The sequence below is a fragment of the Aquimarina aggregata genome, assembly GCF_001632745.1.
GTDB classification, from domain to species: domain Bacteria; phylum Bacteroidota; class Bacteroidia; order Flavobacteriales; family Flavobacteriaceae; genus Aquimarina; species Aquimarina aggregata.
This window is the reverse complement of the sequence record NZ_LQRT01000013.1, coordinates 230,273-247,580: the sequence shown is the minus strand read 5'-3', so window position 1 is coordinate 247,580 and position 17,308 is coordinate 230,273. Positions and strand designations below refer to the sequence as shown.

Below are 17,308 nucleotides of genomic sequence, written 5' to 3'. Positions count from 1 at the left end.
GGATGTGAGGACATTAGTAAAAAGACCCCAGATCTTGAAACTAAAGAGAGTATGTGATTTGCCCTAAAACACAAAAGCGTTTGCTGAAAAAGCAAACGCTTTTTTTATGCTCCTATTAGAAGGGGAGTAGATCATTTAGATATGAAATTAAAAGAAGGTGTACTAAAAACATTTAATTAGATAACTATTATATATAAAGTACAGAGAATATATAAGATTTTGTTACCGCTCAATGATTAGAAAATGTAATGTTTATTTCTATTCTATTAGTGCTTAAAACAACTAATTTGTTAAAATTTGTGTATTTCGTCGATTTTATTTGCTTTTTATCCTAAAAAATTACTATATTAGTATTGTTAGTTAATGAATAAAGGAGTTCTTAAAAATTATGGTTTAAACGGTTATGACGATAATTAGATAAGCTGTATTTTTTTTGATCATCCGGGAAAAATTACGTGTGAGGACATTGGTTAAAGACCCCAAATCTAGAAACTGAAGAGAGTACATAATTTGCCCCAAAAGAAATAAAAAAGCACCTGAATAAGGTGCTTTTTTATATTAGAAAGAGTTTTATTTGTTAAAAAGTTACCTCTTATTTTTTAATTATTAAATGTGGCACGTCTTCTAATTTCCAATCAATGACCAATCCACCAGCTAGGGACCTAGCAATTTCGCTCCCATATAAATATTCACATAAGTATAATGCAGCTTCAAAACTCTTAGCGCCACCAGCAGAGGTAATGTATTTTCCATCATGAACAAATAATACTTCTTTTCTGATATCTAAGCCCGGAAACATAGTTTTCATTTTATCGATATCACTAGGAAAAGTAGTTGATACTTTATCTTCTAACAGACCAGCTTTAGCAAGCACAAAAGCTCCATCACAATGCGAGGTCATATATAAAGCATTCTTATCAACCTCTTTTATGAAATTAATCATATCGACATCTTCAAGATCTGTATCAAGATGATGTTCGGCACTTGGTACTACTAGAATATCAATTTTAGGAATCGAGTCTTTAGTATAATTATAGTCAGGAATAATTTTAAGACCTTCAAAAGTAGTTATTGGTTGATCTGTATTTGCCACAGTAAAAACATTCATTTGTTTAATGCTTTTTCGATATTGAGTATGTTGAAAAATATCGTAAGGAGCAGTAAATTCTGTATTATACGTCCCGTCCATAACTAAAAATGCAACATTATAACGATTTGGGACTAATTTTGGAAATGTTTTTATATTAGAGGTGCTTTCTGTTTCAGTAGCTACCAAAGGATCAGGTTTTTTGATCTCACTACACCCAAGTATTAGGATTGATAATAGGATTAAAAATGATTTTTGCATTGTCGTTATATATTTGTTATTGATTCTTTACGAACCCTTAATTTTACTAATACTAATAGAAAAGTTCCTAAAACCATTATTGATGTCATAAAGATCCAGGTGTTATTATAGCCAAAATTATCAATAAATTGCATTCCTGAGTTATGCCCAAAAATATGAGCTAAAGAAAAAGACATACTGTATAACCCCATGTATGCTCCTTGTCTTCCTTTTTTTGCTCTATCCAATGCAAATGCATTTCCAAATGGAAAAGCCACCATTTCACCAAGAGTAGCAATAATCATCCCAATGATTAATATTCCGGCCCAAGGCGTTACAAGCAAAAGAATAAAGCTTATCCCTGTTAATATAAAACCACTTATAACATGTCCCGTCTTAGAAATTTTAGTTTTTTCAAGATAGGCTATTAAGGGCATTTCAAAGAAAAAAATTAATGCTCCGTTTAAAGCTAGTAATAAACCAATTTTTTCTTCTGATAATTGATGGATTTCTTTATAATACAAAGGAATCGTAGAAAAATATTGAACGAATATAAAGCCAAATAATGCTAATGAAATTAAAAAGATAATGTATGTGGTATCTCTATATGCTGGAGTAGGGTTTTCTATAACAATTTCTTTATCTAGTTCTTTTGCTTTTTTGGGATGTAAGGTTTGTATCATAACTAACCCGGCGATAATACAAGTAATACCATCAACCCAAAATAGTCCATAATAACCTATCGAGGCGATAATTAATCCTCCTATAGCAGGGCCTGCAGAAAACCCTAAATTAATAGCTAGTCGTATAAAAGTAAGAGACCTAGTCTTGTTTTCAGGTTTGCTATAAGCACTTAAAGCAACAAAAAAAGCTGGTCTTGCAGCATCTGCAATAGCTATGAGAACAAAAAAACTGATACAAATACTCCAGAAACTAGTAAAATATTGAACAATCAAAAACGATGCACCTGTTAGAAATAAAGAACCTAAGATTACTTTGTAGTATCCAATTTTGTCACTTAATTTACCTCCAAGCCATGCTCCAAAAAAAGAACCTAACCCAAAACTGGTCATTATCCACCCAACTTGTTCTAAAGAGAAATTTAAATTGTCAGTTAAGTACAAGGAAAGAAATGGTATTACCATTGCTCCAGCTCGATTGATTAATGTAATAAGGGCAAGCCACCATACCTCTTTGGAGAGTCCCGAAAAAGAATTTATGTAATGGCGTAACATAGTAATAATGAATTTAGGATTTGCGCTTACTTTAATAATCTGTAAAAGTAGTTTTTTATCTATGATAGAGATACAATTTAGATGAAATTTAGTAGTTACTAATTGTTTGTATTAAATTAAATTATAAAGCACATTTATAGATTGAATGAGTATAAATTGTACTTTTGCAAAAACACAAGGGAAGGTGAATAAATTATTTATAATATTATTTTTTGTAGTAGGGAATGCTTTTGCACAAGATTCTTCTAGTATAAGACGTATATTACAGTTCCAAGAAAAATTGAATGAAGAATTTGCTTCAGAAGATAAATCACCACTAAGCCCAAAGGATTTAACGCATTTCAAAACCTTAGCGTTTTTTGATATTGATACTACTTTTTGTGTTCTTGCTAATTTTGTGAGAACTCCACATGAAACTCCTTTTATTATGAAAACAACTACAGGAAGAGAACCTGTATATGTAAAATACGGAGAAGTACATTTTAATATTCAAGAAAAAGAATTTGCTCTAAATATATATCAGAATCAAGCGCTGAAGGCAAAACCAGAATATGAAGATTATTTGTTTCTTCCTTTTACAGATTTAACAAACGGAGAAGAAAGTTATGATGGAGGACGTTTTATTGATCTTAAAACCCCAGAAGGTAATACAATTTTAATAGATTTTAATACGGCCTACAATCCATATTGTGCTTATAATGAGCGTTATTCATGTCCAATTCCTCCTTCAGAAAATCATCTTGACATTGTAGTGCCGGTAGGTGTCAAAAAATATAGAAAATATCCTGATAACAACTAAATAAAAAGCCCGCTTATTAGCGGACTTTTTAACTTTAAACAAACAAAACATAGTTAATTTAAACTATATTAAAATTTATATATAGCGCCTAAAACAAAAGACGATAGACTTTTTGTAGCTTCTAAATCATTATCTAGAAAAGTATCCTCAGATGTAGAATCTAATCTTAATTCTGGTTTTAGTGTTAAACTACCTATATCATAACTACCTGTTAAGGTTGCAGCAACAACGCTTCCATCACCTTCCGTATCAACTCCAACAGCTCCTAATCCTAATAAACCATCATTGTATAATGCAAAATATTCTCCTCTTATTCCAATAGTGAATTTTTCAGAAGTTTTGTATTGAGGGTATAAAGCTACCCCATAAAAACCTCCAGCATCACCATCTGCTTGTGGATCTGTCGAAAGGTATGTCGCATTTATACCTAAATAAAATTCTTCAGCTACGTCCCATCCTGTTGTTAAGTCAGCTTGAAATGTAGGTCCTACCAAACCAGGAAATCCTTCATTACCATATCTAAAGTTTAAGTAAGCACTGCCATTATCTGCAGAATATCCAAGCTGTGCACCTATAATATAAGTATCAAAAGGATTACTTTCTGTAAAATCTGTTGGATTCATAATTGCTAACATAGCTGACCAGTTATCATTAAGTGTAAAATCTGCTTTTAAACCTGTATGAGAAAAAGGTCCGTAAGAAAACATATATGATGTAGAATAATTAAAGTTTCCTGTTGGGGAAATCACTTCATAACCAAGGTAAGTGTTAAAGTTACCAACTGTTAGTTTTACAGATTCTGAAACATTCCAGTATGCATATAATTGATTTACAATTTGAGCAGAACCATCAGAATTGAAAACGGCATCTTCTCCTCTTTGACCAAATACAAGATCAGCTACGAATCCAACTTTATCGCCTTCATATCCTAAAATTACATTAGCCATACCTAATGCGAACCCTGATTGATTAACAAAAGAAGTTCCAGGAGCAATATATGAAGGGTCAGTTGTTGGATCACCATCAAAATCACCTATTCTATTAGGAGCTCCAATGTTGTAACGATAATAACCATCTACTGATCCACTAACAGAAAAATTTTCGATCCAACTTTTTTCTTCTGATTCTTCTTGTGCTACTGTGGTGAAGCTTGCTAAGGCTAGTGCAACAAGACATACTTTTTTTAAAAAATTTGTTACGGTTTTTGTTTTCATAATAAACATTAATTATTGTAATTGTTTTAATCGGAACCGTAAAATTATGTTAAAAGAGTTTTACCCCAATATAAAAAGGGGATATGTGTGGTATTTTTATGTATTCTTAATTTTATACCCTAAAAAAATTAGGGTTTAACTTTATTTTGGATAAATTTTGAGAATTTGAAAGTCGTTTTTTGAAGTTTTTGAAGTTTTTTTCAAAAATTTTTAAGAGGATATTTCATATTGTTAAACATTTAAGTGTTCAATTTGTTAAAATTTGACAATATATATCCCTATCCTTAAGTAAAAAATAAAAGAATTATTTATTTGTTTAGAAACCCTATAAGAAGATAGCTTAATTTAGTGCTTGGTTTCCTTTCTCGCCAGTTCTAATTCTGTAGGTATTTTGAATATCTGAAACAAAAATCTTTCCATCACCAACTTCTCCAGTTTTTGCTGCTTCAATTATGGCTTGTATTGTTTTTTGTTCGAATTGGTCAGAAACAACTACAGACAAGTATCTGCGTTGTATATCGGTAGTACTATAAGTGATTCCTCTGTAAACGTGTCCTTTTTTTTCATTACCAACACCAGTAACATCCCAATATGTAAAAAAGTTTACCTCAATTTCATGTAAGGCATCTTTTACGGCTTTAAATTGCGATTTACGTATAATAGCTTCAATTTTTTTCATAAATATATAAAGGGTTTATTTGGTAATAAACATTCCTAAAAATACAAAAAGCAATCCAATTGCAAATGATCCAATGGCATAGATTATGAAATTTACAAAATCTCCAGATTTTAAAAACAAATGATTTTCATGAGCAAAGGTCGAAAAAGTAGTAAACCCTCCACAAAATCCAGTAGCGAGGAAGGCTACCGTATTTTGAGACACCGAATTGTTCTTGACAGCAAGTCCAAGAATAATACCAATAATCAGACTGCCTAAAACATTCGCGGTAAAAGTGCCATAAGGAATATTAGAAGCAGTACTATTTAGGTATTTACTAATAAGGTATCGAGCTATACTTCCTGTGCCACCTCCTAAAAATACCAATAGTATTTGTTTCATTAGTGAATCATTTAGAAACTGCATTTTAATGATTATAGTAAAATGCAGTTTGTGTAGTATCTAATATTATTTTATTGGAATATAAATTTCTGTAACCCATTCTGCCGGGTTAGGTTGTAATTCTGGTTCTACTCGATATACCTCAAATGCTGGTGAAGCAGTGTCCAGCTCTAAGCCATTATCAGCAATATATTTATATCCAGCTTTCCAAGCTTCTTTTAAATTTATATAGTCTCCTTTTAATGTTGTTTTAACCGCTTTTTGTTTAGGTAGAAAACCAGAAAGAATATCACTGTCTTTAGGAGTAACTACTTTATCTCTGGTAGGGATTGCTGCAGAAAAAATAGCTGTTCCTTGCTCTTCATTAAAATCATTATATATTGTGAATGGCGTCCCAGTGCGAGGTAAATTATTTTGCATCATATATGCATTAACATTAGGTAGCATTTGAGCAATTTTTTCGGAGGTATTTGCAATAGTTGAAGCAGTTGCACTATACATATAAAAGCCACCACCATGTTCTGTTTCACCATCAACATGTATGTGGTATTGTTTCATAACCTCTTTGGTTAGGTTATCTAGGTTTTCCAGTCCTTTTTTGTACATAGGACGTATTGTCTGTGATAAGGTACTATCTTGTGTTGCCCAAAATGCTTTCTCCATAAAAGATTGTTCACCTTTCATACCCCAAGTCACCTTTGTCTTTCTTTCATCGATTTTTTCAAGTTTCCAATATACGTCACTTGTACTTTCACCCATAGGACTTATAAAGGTTAGCTTTTGATCTAAACTAGCAAAAGGTATAGTTTTTACGGTTTTCATGGTACCATCACCTTGCGTCTCGCTTTTCCAACTATACGAAGCTCCTTTACCACTTGTAGTAGTAGCATATTCAAGAATCATATCATCAGATCCATCTATCCACGGGTTCCATTTTTCCCAAGTTTTATATTCATTAATGCTATTAAACAGTAATTCATCAGGAGCGTCTATTGTTCTACTTTGTTCTATCTGATATTCGCCATTAATAGTTGCTACATATACAGCACCTCCAATAACAACCAGTAGTAATAGAAAGAATAAATACTTGATTATTTTCATGTTAGTTAGTTTTGATTATTTGATCAGCTAATATAACTAAATTTTGCCTCCTATTATTTTATTACATTTGTCTGAATAATGAAATGCTCAATATAAAATGCGCTATTACTAATTTTGATATTACATTAAAATTAAAGTAATAACGTATGTAGTACACAAATTAAAAAACATAAACTATAACACATGAAACTTAACAAAATACTTGTTTTTACAGCTTTTATAGCGTTTACAGTAGGTTGTAAAAATGAACCAAAAGTTCAGGATCAAATAGATCAAAAAGAAGCAGAGATTACTGAAGAGAAATTTGAATATGTAGTAGAGCAATTTGCAGACTTAAAGATTTTGAGGTATCAAATCCCTGGATGGGATAATCTTACCTTAAAAGAACAGAAATTAGTATACTATTTAACACAAGCAGGTTTAAGCGGAAGAGATATAATGTGGGATCAAAATTACCGACATAATCTTACTTTAAGAAAGGCTCTTGAAAAAATCTATACAACATATGATGGTAATAAAACGTCTAAGGATTGGAAAGCATTTGAAATTTACCTGAAACGAGTTTGGTTTTCAAATGGTATTCATCACCACTATAGTAATGATAAAATTAAACCAGAATTTGATCAGGATTATTTTAGTTCTTTGTTGGCAGCGACAGGAACAGAAGTTTCAAAAGAAGTTTATGAAGTAATCTTTAACGAAGCAGATGCTAAAAAGGTGAATCAAGCAAAAGGAGTTGATAATGTAGCATTGTCTGCTGTTAACTTTTATGGCCCAGGAGTAACAAATGATGATGTGGAGTCTTTTTATGGAAAAATGAAATCCCCAAATCCTGAGAAACCATTGTCTTTCGGTTTAAATTCTCAATTGGTTAAAGAAGAAGGAAAACTAAAAGAAAGAGTATATAAATCGGGAGGATTATATGGTACTGCAATAGATGAGATTATTAAATGGTTAGAAAAAGCTAAAACAGTAGCAGAAAATAAAGCTCAAGGTGATGCTATTGGTTTGTTAATTGAATATTACAAAACAGGGGATTTGCAAACGTGGGATGATTATAATGTGGCTTGGACTGCTGCAACCGAAGGAAATATTGATTATATCAATAGTTTTATTGAAGTATATAATGATCCTTTGGGGTATAGAGGTTCTTATGAAACTATCGTACAAATCAAGGATTTTGACATGTCAAAGAAAATGTCTGTATTATCCGAAAATGCACAATGGTTTGAAGATGAATCACCTTTGATGGATGAACATAAGAAAAAAAATGTAGTTGGAGTTTCGTATAAAGTTGTTGCTGTTGCAGGAGAAGCTGGTGATGCATCACCAAGTACACCTATTGGAGTAAATCTTCCAAATGCAAATTGGATTAGAGCAGCCGTTGGATCAAAGTCAGTTTCTTTGGGTAATATCATTGGAGCTTATAATAACGCTGGTGGATCTGGACGATTGAAAGAATTTGTACATGATAATGAAGAATTTGAATTAGAAGAAAAATATGGTCAATTAGGGGATAAACTACATACAGCTTTACATGAAGTAGTCGGTCATGCATCTGGACAATTAAACCCAGGAGTGGGAGAGACAAAAGAAACTTTAAAGAATTATGCTTCTACAATGGAAGAAGGACGTGCAGATTTGGTTGGTTTATACTATTTAATGGATCCAAAATTACAGGAACTTGGATTAGTAGAAGATTGGGAAAAAACAGGTAAAGCTGCCTATGATGGGTATATCCGAAATGGATTACTAACCCAATTAATACGTTTAAATCTTGGAGATGATGTAGAAGAAGCCCATATGAGAAACCGACAGTGGGTTAGTGCTTGGGCTTTTGAACAAGGCGCAAAAGATAATGTTATAGAGAAAGTTACCAGAGATGGTAAAACCTACTATGATATTAAAGATTATCAAAAATTACGTGAGATTTTTGGACGTTTATTACGTGAGACGCAACGTATAAAATCTGAAGGTGATTATAAAGCTGCAGAAGCGTTAGTAGAAGGATACGGAGTAAAAGTTGATCAAGATATACACGCAGAAATATTAAAGCGTAATGAACAATTTACATCTGCACCTTATAGTGGTTTTGTAAACCCAGTTTTACTGCCACAAAAAGATGATACTGATGAAATCACTGGTTTTGAAATATTCCAACCTAAAACTTTTGAAGAACAAATGTTATGGTATAGTAAGAATTATAATTTCTTACCAGAAGTGAATTAAAATAATTCTGTAACTAATAATAAAAAACCTCTTTGAAAAATTATCAAAGAGGTTTTTTATTGCTTATAAATTGTTAGAATAGATTTCTATGATCTGTGATAAGCCTCATTTGATCATATTCCCCATCATCCCAATCTATTTTACTAGCCTTAACAGCAATAGGAAATGAGGAATTTCCTTCTGAAATCATTTCAATTTTACTTTCAGATACCCTAGAAAATGTAACTTTTCCTTCTGCAATATTATTTAATTCAATGTCTAAATCTATATTCAGGTCGGTATTAGTTTCAATAATAGCTTTGATGTTTTTTGCCATAATTACACCAGTTATAACAATTATGTTGTTTCGATTGGCATTCCTTAATAATTCTCTATTTGGGTGTATAAAATCAGCATTGCTCAAAAAATTTGCCAATTCACCTTGCACAACGGTTAAGGTTTTACTTCTGTCATAACTCAGACTGACTTTTTTTCCTTTATTAAATTTAGTGTTTAATCCTAAATTACCTAACCCTAAAGAAGTAAGAAGCTCATCAAGAACAGTGATCCCGAGATTAAATTTGTATTCTAATTTTTTAGTATGATCTACAGCAAAGGCATTATCTTCAATAATACTAATCTTCTGATCCGATATTAATGCATGTAAAATGTTTTCATAATATAATTCAACTGGATTAGAAGGTTTTTTTAGCCATAATTGTAGTGGTTTATGATTTCTTATAGGGCTATCAATAAGGTCATATCCATATGTTTTTCGTAATTCTTTTTTAAAATTCATTGTTTAGTGTTTTTTATAGATTTTACTCAAAACTACCTCACAATCAAGCATAAAAAAATACCCATAACAGGGTATATTTAGTGTTTATTGAGAATAAATGTACTTAAAAATCATACTTTTTCTCAATGGCATATCGCAATAATTCTCCCTTGCCATGCAGTCCAAGTTTTCGGATGATGTTTTTTCGATGTGTTTCTACTGTCGAAACAGAGTTAAAACGAATTGTTGCAATTTCTGATGATGTTTTCCCTTGTCCGATAAGTTTTAAAATTTCCCGTTCACTTTTTGATAAGATTTGTTTTTTGATTTCTTGCTTGGCATCTTTCGAAAAAAGTGAAGGGTCAAGAGCGGCATCAAAATAGGTTGCTCCTTTTGATATTTGCTTTATAGCGGTTAATACTTCTTCTAAGGGCGAATTTTTGAGGAGATATCCAGATGCTCCGGCTTCAATCATTTGTTTTACAGCGTCTTCTTGATCAAACATAGAAAATGCTATTATTTTTGTATAAGGAAATTCTTTTTTTATAATATGAGTTGCTGCGATACCATCAATTTTTGGCATACGAATATCCATTAGTACTACCTTAGGTTGTTTTCTTCTAACAATATTGATTAGTTCTTCTCCATCATTAGCCATCCCTACGATGCTTATTTCCTCTTCGTATTTAAGAAGAAGTTCGATACCATCAATTAAAGACTGGTGGTCTTCTGCAATAGCTACTGTTATCATATTGGTATATTTATAATAATGTTCGTTCCTTTATTAATAGTAGAATCTATCTCAAAAGTTCCTTCAAGATGTTCAACACGTTTTTCGATAGTGGCTAAACCCATTCCGTCTTTTTGAGGTAATATTTTGGCATCAAAACCTATTCCGTTATCTTCAATAATAATGTTTAATAGTGAATCATGATTGGTTAACGATATGTTTACTTCTGAAGCTTTTGAGTGCTTAATTGTATTGGCTACCAATTCTTGAATCATTCTGAAAATTGAAATTTCAAGAGTGTTGTCTAATCGTTCTTCTAATCCATAATCTTGAACTTCTATAGTTATTTCATTACTATTTGAGGCATTTTTAGCTAGTTTTTTTATTGCAGGTAAAAGCCCTTGATTAGCCATTACACCACTATTTTTTTCGTGTGCTATAGTTCGTACTTTTTGATAAGCCTCATCTAATAGATCATTTGTTTTAATAAATAATTCTTCTTTGTTTTTAATTTTAGAATTTTCTCTGTTATTTTTTAAATGATTGAAATGTAATTTTACAGTGGCTAAGGTACTTCCTAGATTATCATGCAGATCATTCGCCATTCGTTGACGTTCTTTTTCTTGACCAGCAATCATAGCATCAATAGCTGTTAATTCTTGGTCTTTAAGTAATTTTTCTGTTTTTTGAAATTCAATTTCACGTTCTTGTTCGGCAATACGTTGTTTGCGTCTAACGTTTTTATATACTAGAAAAGAAATTAGAATAGCCATTGCTAAGAGAGAAATTGATCCAATTAGGAGATTTCTATTGCGAATTCTATGCGCTTCTGATTTTAAGTTGGTATTAAGTAGTTGTACGATTTTCTTTTCTTTTTCTGTTGTTCGGTACTTAGTTTCTAGTTCGTCATAAGCATTTTTATTACTTGATAATAGGAATTGCTCTGTTCTGGAAGTGTATTCTATTAAGTTTTTGAAAGCAGATTTGTAATTTTTATGTGTAGAGTCGATTATTGAGTTATAAAAGAATATATATTTTTTGTGATCATCTTCTAATTTATTATATGCTTTGCTATTTATTTTTGGTAAAATAGCATGTGCATTTTCCATTTGTTTTAGCGAAATGTAATATCGTGCTAATGCTATGTACGAGGTTTTTAAATGTGTAGATTTATAATTGTAGGGAATTTTTTTAAAATTCGCTATCGCTTTTTTTTCAAAATCAACAGCTTTTGTGTTCTCCTTTAAAAAATTATAGTAACTGGATAGTAATTGAAATATCATACCATTAAGAAAGTAATGGTTACTATTTTCAGTAAAATTGATGAGTTGATCTTCCAGCGTCTGATCCCACTGCTCCTTTTTGAAATATTGAAAAGATAAAATAAGCTTGTAATAAGTATAGTAGGCTACCTCAATAGGATCATAAGTATTTGTTTTATATAGATCCATATACAACTTAGAAGAGGTGTTATCGATCAGGTAATCAAATCTATTTATTTTAAGTAGTCGTTTAAGTACTTCACAAATTAATTGAGGCCTGTTATTCATTTCAGCAATTTTTAATGCTTCGAGATAAGCATTTCTCGCTTGGATATTTTTGCTGCTATATTTATAAAAAAGATAATCTCCTAAATTGATATAATATAAAAACCTACCAAGAATATTTTCTGTATTAAGTGCATTTTCCTGTGTTATCGAAGAAAACTTATCTTGATAAATATCAAATTCTTTAAGGAAATTTACTTGCCATAGAATCATTCGAGTAGTAAAGGGGTCATACGTGTTTTCGTGATTAAATTCTTTCTCTAGATCATATTTTCGCAGGTTATCAATCACTTTAAAATGTTCTTGGGCCGAGAGATAGCCAAGGCCCAAGAAAAAGAAAATAACATATAGTGTCTTATTCATTTAGTTTATTTGGAAAAAAGCGTTTTCGGGCCTACAGGCAAATGTTATTCCTCTAGCTTCTCTATACGCTTTGGCTTTTAGTAATTTTGTTTTTGTTGGTTCTTTTTTATCATCTATACCTGCTGTTAGTAATGATTCTTCTGAGATCAGATCTAATAGGTGTAAATTAATCAAGGCTTCTTCTCCTTCGGGAGTTATAAAAACATCTTCACCCATTCGTTCCATAAATAAATCGTCTACAAAATTTGATTCGTTTCTATTTTTATTATCATAAATCAAGGAAATATCGGGTATTGCAGGAGTGAAAAACGGATTAGTGATTAAAATATCTCCCTGTTTTAATCTTATGTTTAATGGGGTAGTATGATCTTCAGGATAATTTTGAGTTTTGCTTTCCATTTTAAAGCCTTCTAAACCAATATGAAGATAATATTTTTTTCGATAAGTATATCTAGGATCGTTATCAGGATCATTTTCATCCATTTGGTCTACAATATCCATAGCTACGTAGCCATTAAATCCTATAGAAACTGATCCTGTATAGTTTTGTAGGTATAGTTGTATTTTATTGATAATGAAATCGTCCCCGTCTTTTTCACCTAAAAATTTTCCATATAAAAAATAGTGGGTACCATATTTTATATCCGAATAAATTGGTTGCCAATCTCCGATTTCTGCTCTGGATTGAATCGTGTTTCTGTTCATAGCATTAAAAGATCTAAATTCTTTGATGCTCTCGTCTAATCTTAATGTGTATTTTAAATTTTCATGCATTGTACTATAGTTGTTTGGTGATTATTATTTAAATACTGTATTATTAATGATGTTTTTATGCCCGTTAAGTTGTGGGGTTTGGTCATGTCCTTTTGACTGGTCAGGAAGAATATTTTGTAACTTTTTAATTAACTCTGCATACGTTATCTGTGGGTTGTCTTTAATATAACCTATAGTATAGTAGGTCAGTACCCCATTCATTCTTGCATTTTGATCTCGGATAAATAAATCTCCATATGCTAATTCATTTGGTTTGCAGGCAGAAAGTGTAATAAAATTTTTGTTAAGTGGTTTTAATAGTTTTCGGTAATTCTCTTTTGCGATTAAATTTTCTTTTAAAATTTTATTGGCATAACTTTTTATTTCTAAGTTTTGATTTTTTCTCTCTAAATTTTTGAGAATTAGTTCTTTAAAATCTACTCCGCCAGAGTAGCATGCGTCTACTATAGAAACAAAATATGCTTCGGGATTTATTTTATTTGTTATGGTACGTAATTCATTTTCATAAATAGATTTATCTCTTGCTCTAATACCTTCTTTTATGGTAGGTAAACCGTTTGTCGTAGTGAATTTCTGGTTTCCATGACCAGAAAAGATGAAAACTCCTAGATCTCCTTTTCCTAGACTTTTTACTAGTTTTCTTAATTCTTTTTTAATAGTAGAGGCATTTGTTTTGGGACCAAAAGAAAGTCTTGTAATATTGTTTTTTGGCACTTGTAAATCTTTATGAAATAATTGTTGCCAGTCTTTTGCATCATTAATGCATGATGTTAGTTTTGAAATGCCTAAGTAGTGATTTATTCCAACACAAAGTACCTTGATATTCATTGTCGTAATGGTTTTTAGTTATTTCAAAACTCTTAATAATAGAAGCGTTAATCCATACCCAATACAAGGTATTTTAAATGTTGCTAATTAAAAAAAATGATTGAGCTTTCAATAACCAAAATGTACTGATCTAAAAAAGGAAAGTATGTAATGCAAAAAGAAGTGTATAAGGTTTACTCAGGTTGTAGGTATGTCTTAAGTGCAAATAACAGTAAGATAAAAACAATAAAACCAACTAAAATAAAAATACTGCCTTTGTAATATTTACGATGTAGTTTGATGTCTTTACGGTAGCTAAATATCATCAAAACGATAAAAGCAACAACAAAACACCCTGCAAATATTAATTGACCAGTACTAAACATAAATGATTATTTTTACAGCAAATATAAGAACTGAATACTAAAAAATAATAGATAGATGAAAGATAAAATCGCTGCTGTACAAGAGTTTCACACTGCCTTTGAAATTGGATATAAAAATGAACCAATAGCCGATTTAGGAGAAGCTAAAAATACACTTCGTTTTAATCTCATGAAAGAAGAGAACGAAGAATATCTTGAAGCTGCTCAAAACAATGATTTGATAGAAGTGGCAGACGCTTTAGGGGATATGCTTTATATTTTATGCGGCACTATAATTGAACATGGTATGCAGCACAAAATAGAGGAGGTTTTTAATGAAATTCAACGTAGTAACATGAGTAAGCTAGGTGAAGATGGTAATCCAATTTATAGAGAAGATGGAAAAGTACTTAAAGGGCCTAATTATTTTAAACCAGATATAGCTGCAATACTTGATAAATAATAAATAAAAAAACTCCGGAATAATTTTCCGGAGTTTTTTTATTGTTATAGTTTGGAAGACTATTATACTTTATATCTCCATCCAAAAGGATCCTCTACTTTATTGTATTGGATATCCATTAATACTTTTTTGAAATACGAAGCATATGAGTTTTCTTGTTTTTCTATTTCATAATGTTCTCCTTTGTACCCAAAAGATTTAACCGGGCTTACTACGGCTGCAGTACCGGCTCCAAAAACCTCTTTTAAGCTTCCATCTTTAGCGGCAGCTACTATTTCGCTTACTTTTACTGGTCTAACATCTACTTTGTAGCCTTCTTTTTCGGCTATTGAAATTAAACTTTTACGAGTTATACCATCCAAAATACGATCACTAACCGGAGCAGTAAGCAACGTGTCATTAATTCTAAAAAATACATTCATAGTTCCAGCTTCTTCCATATATTCATGGGTATTAGAGTCTGTCCAGATAACTTGTTGGTATCCTTGCTCTTTTGCAAGTTTTGTCGGGTAAAATTGTCCAGCATAGTTCCCCGCGGCTTTAGCATAACCAAAACCACCACTGGCAGAACGACTAAATTTTTCAGCAACTAATACGCTTACATCTCCACTATAATATGATTGTGCGGGAGAGCAAATAATTAAAAATTTGTATTCATCGGCTTCTGATGCTGATACAGAGGCTTGAGTTGCTATTACAAAAGGTCGTATGTATAATGAATTTCCAGAACCTGATTTGATCCATGCGTTATCCAATTTTAATAAAGTGTTTAAACCATCAAAAAAGTACTCCTCAGGAAATTCAGGGATTGCTAGACGTTCAGAAGATTTGTTAATTCGTTTAAAATTTTCATCGGGTCTAAACAAAAAAGTATCTCCATTATCATCTTTATACGCCTTCATCCCTTCAAAAACGGCTTGACCATAATGAAAAACACGGGCAGATGGTTCCATAGTTAAAGGTCCATAAGGAATAATCTTAGGTGTTTGCCAAGATCCATTTTTATAATCGCAGACAAACATATGATCTGTAAAGATTTTTCCGAAATCAAGATTTTCGAAATCAACTTGTCCAATTTTGGACTCATTTACTTGATTAACTTCCACGGTTTGTGAGATTGTATTTTTCATCCTATACATATTTTAAAAGGTTGGATAGTACTGTATCCAGAATTCGTATTCTCTACTCTTGGTCTGAAAACTAAGAGCATACTAACACCTTAAATAATTCCTAGCAAAAATACCCTTTTCTGACAAAATATAAATTTTTAAAATGCGTAATTTTGTATTCTGTAACCAATATTTATGAAATCATGAATAAAAGTATACTTTTCTTGATAGTATTGTTAATAGGATTAACAAGTTGTCAGCATAAAAAACAAGTTTCGTTTTCAGTTAAAAATATCCCTGTGGAGCAATATGAAAGTTTTGGAGAGGTGCTAACAGCAGAAAACATTTACTACAAGAAAGAAATAGTAAAACGTTATAATAATCTTGTAAAAGGTGATACCGTATCTATTGCTTTTACAGGAACGGTAAATGGTGTTTGTAAAGCAAAAGGATGTTGGATGAAAGTAGCAATGGGAGACGGCAAAGAAACTATGGTTAGGTTCAAAAATTATGGTTTTTTTGTGCCAAAGGATATCGAAAACGATACTGTAATTGTTCAAGGAAGGGCTTTTGTAGGAGAAATGTCTGTTGATGATCAAAGACATTATGCCACTGATGCAGGTAAATCACCAGAAGAAATAGCTGCAATCACAGAACCTAAAAAAACATATTCATTAATTGCAGAGAGTGTTTTGATCAAAAATTAATGCAAAAAGAAATAAAGAGAGAAATAAGTATAACTGCAGACGGTTCTACTACAATACATCTTCCAGAGTTAGATGAACACTATCATTCTAAACATGGGGCTATTAATGAGGCGAACCATGTTTTTATACAGAATGGGTTATATCATATTTTAAAATCCAGAACCTTTAAGTCATTAAATATTTTGGAAATAGGATTTGGTACAGGTTTAAATGCCATAATTACATTGATAGAAGCTAAGAAAAAGGAACAAACTGTTAATTATGTAGGTGTAGAAGCATATCCTATTGCAGCAAAAGAAGTTCAACAAATGAACTATCCCAGGGCTTTAGGTAATATCGAAGCAGAACCTATTTTTAAAGAGTTGCATACATCTAATTGGGAAACTAACAGACCTGTTACCGATATTTTTACTTTACAAAAGCGAAAACAATTCTTTTCTGATATTGAGGATAAAAACAGTTTTGATCTTGTTTATTTTGATGCATTTGGTGCGCGAGTACAACCAGAACTTTGGACTGTTGTTATTTTTAAAAAAATGTTCGAAGCCTTAAATAAAGGAGGGGTATTGGTGACGTATTCGGCAAAAGGAAGTGTTAGAAGAGCTATGCTTGAAGTTGGTTTTGAGGTAGAAAGATTGCCTGGTCCTCCTGGTAAACGAGAAATGTTAAGAGCTACAAAACCATAAACAAATGCTGTGTGTTTTTGAGTATTTAACCATTT

General features: G+C 31.5%; 17 protein-coding genes. 5 read left to right on the top strand and 12 right to left on the bottom strand.

Annotation, left to right across the window (positions count from 1 at the left end; all coding sequences use genetic code 11):
* Window positions 1-592: 592 nt before the first annotated feature.
* On the bottom strand, window positions 593-1,348 hold the full coding sequence (locus tag AWE51_RS12425; protein WP_066313931.1) for a DJ-1/PfpI family protein: 756 nt from the start codon (window positions 1,346-1,348) through the stop codon (window positions 593-595).
* A 5-nt stretch (window positions 1,349-1,353) separates the two neighbouring features.
* On the bottom strand, window positions 1,354-2,571 hold the full coding sequence (locus tag AWE51_RS12420) for an MFS transporter (protein ID WP_198403827.1): 1,218 nt from the start codon (window positions 2,569-2,571) through the stop codon (window positions 1,354-1,356).
* A 175-nt stretch (window positions 2,572-2,746) separates the two neighbouring features.
* Between AWE51_RS12420 and AWE51_RS12415 the strand changes: the two genes are divergently transcribed.
* Window positions 2,747-3,361, top strand: coding sequence for a DUF1684 domain-containing protein (locus tag AWE51_RS12415; RefSeq protein ID WP_232517381.1), 615 nt, complete (start codon window positions 2,747-2,749; stop codon window positions 3,359-3,361).
* Window positions 3,362-3,429: 68 nt separating this feature from the next.
* Here AWE51_RS12415 and AWE51_RS12410 read toward each other — a convergent pair whose 3' ends face one another.
* The 4 genes from AWE51_RS12410 to AWE51_RS12395 all read right to left on the bottom strand — a co-directional run bounded on the left by AWE51_RS12410 (window position 3,430) and on the right by AWE51_RS12395 (window position 6,736).
* On the bottom strand, window positions 3,430-4,575 hold the full coding sequence (locus tag AWE51_RS12410) for a porin (RefSeq protein ID WP_066314637.1): 1,146 nt from the start codon (window positions 4,573-4,575) through the stop codon (window positions 3,430-3,432).
* A 340-nt stretch (window positions 4,576-4,915) separates the two neighbouring features.
* Entirely contained in the window at window positions 4,916-5,254 is a 339-nt protein-coding gene (locus AWE51_RS12405) for a P-II family nitrogen regulator (RefSeq protein ID WP_066313927.1), read from the bottom strand.
* Window positions 5,255-5,269: 15 nt separating this feature from the next.
* The gene (crcB, locus tag AWE51_RS12400; RefSeq protein WP_066313926.1) at window positions 5,270-5,635 is read right to left on the bottom strand and encodes a fluoride efflux transporter CrcB; all 366 of its coding nucleotides are present in this window, start codon (window positions 5,633-5,635) and stop codon (window positions 5,270-5,272) included.
* A gap of 66 nt (window positions 5,636-5,701) precedes the next feature.
* The gene (locus AWE51_RS12395) at window positions 5,702-6,736 is read right to left on the bottom strand and encodes an SRPBCC family protein (RefSeq protein WP_066313924.1); all 1,035 of its coding nucleotides are present in this window, start codon (window positions 6,734-6,736) and stop codon (window positions 5,702-5,704) included.
* 183 nt (window positions 6,737-6,919) lie between these two features.
* Between AWE51_RS12395 and AWE51_RS12390 the strand changes: the two genes are divergently transcribed.
* Window positions 6,920-8,965 (top strand): dipeptidyl-peptidase 3 family protein, encoded by a 2,046-nt coding sequence (locus AWE51_RS12390; RefSeq protein WP_066313923.1) that lies wholly within the window; start codon window positions 6,920-6,922, stop codon window positions 8,963-8,965.
* A gap of 73 nt (window positions 8,966-9,038) precedes the next feature.
* Here the strand turns inward: AWE51_RS12390 and AWE51_RS12385 are convergent, their stop codons facing one another.
* From AWE51_RS12385 to AWE51_RS12365, 5 genes are all read right to left on the bottom strand, one after another.
* Window positions 9,039-9,743 (bottom strand): gasdermin, encoded by a 705-nt coding sequence (locus AWE51_RS12385; RefSeq protein ID WP_066313922.1) that lies wholly within the window; start codon window positions 9,741-9,743, stop codon window positions 9,039-9,041.
* Window positions 9,744-9,846: 103 nt separating this feature from the next.
* The gene (locus AWE51_RS12380) at window positions 9,847-10,473 is read right to left on the bottom strand and encodes a response regulator (RefSeq protein WP_066313920.1); all 627 of its coding nucleotides are present in this window, start codon (window positions 10,471-10,473) and stop codon (window positions 9,847-9,849) included.
* On the bottom strand, window positions 10,470-12,362 hold the full coding sequence (locus tag AWE51_RS12375) for a sensor histidine kinase (RefSeq protein WP_066313919.1): 1,893 nt from the start codon (window positions 12,360-12,362) through the stop codon (window positions 10,470-10,472). The genes AWE51_RS12380 and AWE51_RS12375 overlap by 4 nt, the downstream gene beginning before the upstream one ends.
* Window positions 12,363-13,136 (bottom strand): hypothetical protein, encoded by a 774-nt coding sequence (locus AWE51_RS12370; RefSeq protein WP_066313918.1) that lies wholly within the window; start codon window positions 13,134-13,136, stop codon window positions 12,363-12,365.
* A gap of 24 nt (window positions 13,137-13,160) precedes the next feature.
* Window positions 13,161-13,964 (bottom strand): caspase family protein, encoded by an 804-nt coding sequence (locus tag AWE51_RS12365; RefSeq protein WP_066313916.1) that lies wholly within the window; start codon window positions 13,962-13,964, stop codon window positions 13,161-13,163.
* 420 nt (window positions 13,965-14,384) lie between these two features.
* Between AWE51_RS12365 and AWE51_RS12355 the strand changes: the two genes are divergently transcribed.
* On the top strand, window positions 14,385-14,771 hold the full coding sequence (locus tag AWE51_RS12355; protein ID WP_066313914.1) for a pyrophosphohydrolase domain-containing protein: 387 nt from the start codon (window positions 14,385-14,387) through the stop codon (window positions 14,769-14,771).
* Between the two features lie 62 nt (window positions 14,772-14,833).
* Here AWE51_RS12355 and AWE51_RS12350 read toward each other — a convergent pair whose 3' ends face one another.
* Window positions 14,834-15,901: a branched-chain amino acid aminotransferase gene (locus AWE51_RS12350; RefSeq protein ID WP_066313911.1), complete on the bottom strand. Its 1,068-nt coding sequence runs from the start codon at window positions 15,899-15,901 to the stop codon at window positions 14,834-14,836.
* 182 nt (window positions 15,902-16,083) lie between these two features.
* Between AWE51_RS12350 and AWE51_RS12345 the strand changes: the two genes are divergently transcribed.
* Window positions 16,084-16,587 (top strand): DUF4920 domain-containing protein, encoded by a 504-nt coding sequence (locus tag AWE51_RS12345; RefSeq protein WP_066314635.1) that lies wholly within the window; start codon window positions 16,084-16,086, stop codon window positions 16,585-16,587.
* Between the two features lie 11 nt (window positions 16,588-16,598).
* A complete protein-coding gene (gene mnmD, locus AWE51_RS12340) occupies window positions 16,599-17,273 on the top strand; it encodes a tRNA (5-methylaminomethyl-2-thiouridine)(34)-methyltransferase MnmD (RefSeq protein ID WP_066314633.1) in 675 nt (224 codons plus the stop codon).
* Window positions 17,274-17,308: the final 35 nt, after the last annotated feature.

Coding starts and splice junctions, on each gene's coding strand:
- AWE51_RS12425 (WP_066313931.1), bottom strand. CDS start 1,348: ATGCAAAAATCATTTTTAATCCTATTATCAATCCTAATACTTGGGTGT.
- AWE51_RS12410 (WP_066314637.1), bottom strand. CDS start 4,575: ATGAAAACAAAAACCGTAACAAATTTTTTAAAAAAAGTATGTCTTGTT.
- AWE51_RS12405 (WP_066313927.1), bottom strand. CDS start 5,254: ATGAAAAAAATTGAAGCTATTATACGTAAATCGCAATTTAAAGCCGTA.
- crcB (WP_066313926.1), bottom strand. CDS start 5,635: ATGAAACAAATACTATTGGTATTTTTAGGAGGTGGCACAGGAAGTATA.
- AWE51_RS12395 (WP_066313924.1), bottom strand. CDS start 6,736: ATGAAAATAATCAAGTATTTATTCTTTCTATTACTACTGGTTGTTATT.
- AWE51_RS12390 (WP_066313923.1), top strand. CDS start 6,920: ATGAAACTTAACAAAATACTTGTTTTTACAGCTTTTATAGCGTTTACA.
- AWE51_RS12385 (WP_066313922.1), bottom strand. CDS start 9,743: ATGAATTTTAAAAAAGAATTACGAAAAACATATGGATATGACCTTATT.
- AWE51_RS12380 (WP_066313920.1), bottom strand. CDS start 10,473: ATGATAACAGTAGCTATTGCAGAAGACCACCAGTCTTTAATTGATGGT.
- AWE51_RS12375 (WP_066313919.1), bottom strand. CDS start 12,362: ATGAATAAGACACTATATGTTATTTTCTTTTTCTTGGGCCTTGGCTAT.
- AWE51_RS12370 (WP_066313918.1), bottom strand. CDS start 13,136: ATGCATGAAAATTTAAAATACACATTAAGATTAGACGAGAGCATCAAA.
- AWE51_RS12365 (WP_066313916.1), bottom strand. CDS start 13,964: ATGAATATCAAGGTACTTTGTGTTGGAATAAATCACTACTTAGGCATT.
- AWE51_RS12355 (WP_066313914.1), top strand. CDS start 14,385: ATGAAAGATAAAATCGCTGCTGTACAAGAGTTTCACACTGCCTTTGAA.
- AWE51_RS12350 (WP_066313911.1), bottom strand. CDS start 15,901: ATGAAAAATACAATCTCACAAACCGTGGAAGTTAATCAAGTAAATGAG.
- AWE51_RS12345 (WP_066314635.1), top strand. CDS start 16,084: ATGAATAAAAGTATACTTTTCTTGATAGTATTGTTAATAGGATTAACA.